Raw genomic sequence first — 4,073 nt, 5'->3', positions numbered from 1 at the left:
CAGATGGCGGAGGAAGTGTCGTCACGGGCCCCTATCGGCGCGCTATGGTTAGGCTGGTCGCTCGGTGGACTGGTGGCGACCACGGTGGCTTGCCAGCGGCCGCACGCGGTAGCTGGCCTGATTACCGTGGCTTCTTCTCCGCGTTTTTGCGCTGACGGTGGTGACTGGCCAGGGATACGGCCGGAGATACTGGAAGGCTTTGCGCACGAGCTGCGCTCGGATTTCACCCGAACCGTCAGCCGCTTTCTTGGCCTGCAAACCCTGGGAACCGAGTCCGCACGTCAAGATGCGCGCTGGCTGAAAAGCGTGGTACTGGCACAGCCGACGCCCGAGACCGAAGTTCTGGCTGGTGGGCTGGCACTACTGCGCGCCAGTGATTTGCGTTCCGCACTGAGACGGCTTAACGTGCCGCTGCTGCGTCTATATGGCTATCTGGACGGCTTGGTGCCGCGTAAAGTGGTCCCCTTGGTAGATGAATTCAGTCCCACCAGCCAGAGTATCGTCTTTACCAGCGCGGCGCATGCGCCGTTCATTTCTCATCCAATATTTTTCTGCCAGGCGCTGTGCAACTTCATCCAGACTGTTGCCTGATTGCGTTAGTGGTCGATCAGGGGTCCGATCCAGTAAAATGTATAGGGCATGAGGGTTAGCAGGCCGCCGCCAACCGAACCGTCAAAGGTCAGTAGTCGTTGAACGGCGGCGCAGTGGTAGAAGGCGAGTGGAGTATTATTCACTCCAGAACTTCCATGGCCTCATCGGGATGAAACGACCGTTGCCGACGACCCAGCCGGATAAGGGCTGCTTAGTGCCGGGCATACCCGCGAGAGTAAGCTAGTTTCCTCATCTAACATCGCTTCGATATTTTTAGTGGGTATTTCCTCGCGATTGACCGCGAGGTTATAGCTGGCCGCCTTCACTTCTTCATAGTCGCTACGCGACCCGAGGATACTCTGTATATAAGTATATAAATTGTCGACACGCTCGTAAACACCAATAAAATGGCATGGACGAGGATAATGCGGATCAGCTTCATCTTGTCGCTATCCTCGCGTTGATCGCTATCCTCGCGTTGATTAAGAGCATCCAGATAGGTATAGGTAACGTTGGTTTCTAGGGGCTAGTAGTGCCATCAATATTTTGTTTGTAGGAGGACACTAGCCGCGCCCTCCGTCTCCAAGATCACACACGAGACGGATGATTTCCGTCTCCGGCAGAATGCCACGCAGGGAGGTTCACACCGATACTGTCATGAGAGGTAAGAAAATTGAAAAAGGTGGTGTGCTGCCACCGATATTCATCCCTGTGACGCAGGGCGCGGCGACTGCCGTTGTGCATCGCCAGCGTCTGCAGCGGGAACTTGTATACCAACTGCCAACTGCGCTTCATCGCGCCGCTGCAGAAATAGCTGATGTTATTCTGATGGGGGACACGTTGGTTTCGGTAAGAATGGCCGTTCCCGGCGAGACCTCATCGCAAATGGAGAGAAATAGTTTCACCAGAAAATTGGTGCGGGATAAATGGATACGACAGATACCCACCTTCTTTCACAGGTAGCCCACCCCACAGCGTCCAAGCGAATATAGTCCGCGCCTTGAATCAAGTAGTACAGCAATACGCCGATAACGGCGATCAGTACTTGGAGATTTTTAAAGTTGAGATCCACCTGATCGACGCTGAACTTGGTCCAGAGATAGTATGAGTATTGCCGTTTTGCACGCTTGGGTGCGTGCGTGGACTTGGCGAAACTGATTGGCTCTTTATGGTGGTGCCCAGTTCCCCTGGCTTAAGTCGGTAAGGTAAATCTCTCAGTAAGCGGGTTTATAGCTTCCATTATGGAACATTATTGATGTGACGAATGTGCTGACACAGCATAAATGTGGCAATGATACCTTGTTATTACTGTAGAGCTACTGGGAGTGGAAATCGCCAAGGTGATTGATAACAGCTACGGGCAGGGAAGACGGTGGAATTGCGGAAAATAATCGACACTTCAGTGGATTGACTCCGACGCTGAGAATGCACCGGAAAGTATATTTTCAGGCTCTGCCCTCAGTCTCAACGCACCCTCGGCAAACTCACTGTCGACAAGCGAACCATTACAGGGTAGCTGACAGTAAGCGCTGCGCGAGAAGGCGCGGCAGGTGTTGGTGGCTGTATCGTCGCCGATCACTTGCTCGGCATGGCCCATCAATTACAGCGCGTCGCGCAGCCGCATTAGTCCGGACAACGTACCTCCTTAGTGACAGCTTTCACCGCGCCGTCTGGCTGGTAACAGGGTGAAGATTTCGCCTTGGATAGCCTCGGCTGGAAACGATCACGACAGCGAGGTAGAGGTTGGCAATCAAAAGACCATTGATACGATAACTGCCGCTATCACCGTCGCGCTGTACAAGGGGATGCTGCATCATGAAGATGGTCGCCTTGATAGAACAGCGTTGCTAGCGAACAAGCCACATTGAGGCCCCACAGCGCGGACAGTAGCATACAGCCGCGGCTGCATTCGTCGGGTAATAGTAATGAGGACCGAAATACAGTGAACATACAACAGAACGAAGATAAGGTAACTGTAAGCGGCAGTGGCACTGCCGAATTTACTGCTTATCATTCCTATGGCGCCGCTGCTCATTTCACCGTCGCCTTTACTGACTGGCTTTGATAGGGTTAGGTTAGCAAGAACGCTAAAGCTAAAACATCCTGCAGGCTCTGCCAGGTTTCCGTCATGGTACCGGACAATTCTTCCAACAGATCGAACGTGTCCTGCTCAAACGAGGTACGGGTGATTTGTTCGGAGATATATAGCGTGTTTATCGTCCCCACCCCACAACCTCTTTCGCCATCGCGCCGCTAATGAGCTCGACCGTAACCTGCCAATTATTCTCATGGACGCCTATCGGCTTGAGCAGAGAGGGGTCAGGGTTTTGCTCGCCGTCGCTAGCATGGAGTGGTTAACTCTGTACGCCGCATCGCCGTGCAGGTTGAAGCTGTTGAAGGCGCCAATTAGCATGCGTCCTGGCCAGGACGATGACTTTGCCGGCCCGAAGCACGAAGCTTTAAGACGCTACCAGGTTTGCAGTAGCAGCAGGCTTTTGATATGCGGCACGTGATACACAGGCCGCTCCATGATGAAAGAAATTGATTCGCCCCACGTTAGTGTATATTTTAGCATCAATCCGGTAAAAATCGCGAACACAAATTCCCAGCAGATACAGCGAAAACACCAACGTCGCGCCGTGCTGGCCGAAAAAAGCAGTAGAAAAAACGGCGAAAACCGTCAGCCGCGCGACGCAGTACATGAAGGGTGTCATCATAATGGTCATCAGCCGCTCGCGCGGCGCGTTGAGCATACATGCGCCCATTACTGACGACACATTGCAGCCGAAACCGACAATCAGCGGTACGAATGACTTTCCCGGCAGGCCGATGGACTGTATCAGCTGGTTGATGACGAACGCAGTGCGCGCCCATATAAGCCGGAATCTTCATGCTGATTTGCGGAATAAGCGTCAGCACGGTATTGATCCCGCTGCTAACGTCCTGGGCGAGCAGCAGTATTAACCACTGAGGAACGTGCATCTGACAGCCAAGCCACTGAGTGCCGTCGATGAACAATGCGGCGGATCCGCCCTAAAAACAGCGGCTGTAGGGCGTGTATGGCGTGTAGGGTGCCGACGAGGTTAATGGCTAGGATGAGTATGATATACATCACCATAAAAAACAGCGGCACGCGCTAAGCCAGCGGTTTAGCAGCACGGTATCAAGATGCGTGGTCATGGGTTGGTCTGCGTCAAATGGCCGTTACTGATGGCCTGACAAGGGGTGATAATCGTGATGCAGCGGCCATCGGTGATCGCCAGCGCTGAATCTGTTGCAGGCTTGCACGCAGGCTTCCCAGCCGTTGGGAAGAGCAGAGCTCAGTAACTTACGGCTGTGGATGTGTGCCATTCCAGCATATGCATAGCTAGCCAACGCCGCTGGCGCGGCGAATACTTATAGGGGATAAATAGCATGAGCTGTTCCACCGCTTAACGGACGGCGAGCAGATAGTCGACTGTTGAGGATGGTGCCGTCGGTAA

General features: G+C 53.5%; 3 protein-coding genes and 1 pseudogene. 2 read left to right on the top strand and 2 right to left on the bottom strand.

Annotated features, from left to right (window positions below):
- On the top strand, window positions 1-591 hold a 591-nt coding region (gene bioH / locus BG74_RS05860), incomplete at its 5' end, for a pimeloyl-ACP methyl ester esterase BioH (RefSeq protein WP_066597265.1).
- A 588-nt stretch (window positions 592-1,179) separates the two neighbouring features.
- On the opposite strand, the gene BG74_RS17170 is transcribed toward bioH, so the two are convergent.
- Window positions 1,180-1,386 (bottom strand): hypothetical protein, encoded by a 207-nt coding sequence (locus BG74_RS17170; protein WP_244267357.1) that lies wholly within the window; start codon window positions 1,384-1,386, stop codon window positions 1,180-1,182.
- An 890-nt stretch (window positions 1,387-2,276) separates the two neighbouring features.
- Between BG74_RS17170 and BG74_RS13440 the strand changes: the two genes are divergently transcribed.
- Window positions 2,277-2,459, top strand: coding sequence for a hypothetical protein (locus BG74_RS13440; RefSeq protein WP_187202706.1), 183 nt, complete (start codon window positions 2,277-2,279; stop codon window positions 2,457-2,459).
- Here the strand turns inward: BG74_RS13440 and feoB are convergent.
- Window positions 2,422-3,863, bottom strand: a pseudogene (gene feoB, locus BG74_RS13435) (Fe(2+) transporter permease subunit FeoB); the annotation flags it as partial. The gene BG74_RS13440 and the pseudogene feoB overlap by 38 nt on opposite strands.
- Window positions 3,864-4,073: the final 210 nt, after the last annotated feature.

Source organism: Sodalis-like endosymbiont of Proechinophthirus fluctus, from assembly GCF_001602625.1.
GTDB lineage: Bacteria > Pseudomonadota > Gammaproteobacteria > Enterobacterales > Enterobacteriaceae.
This window is presented reverse-complemented; position numbering and strand designations above follow the sequence as displayed.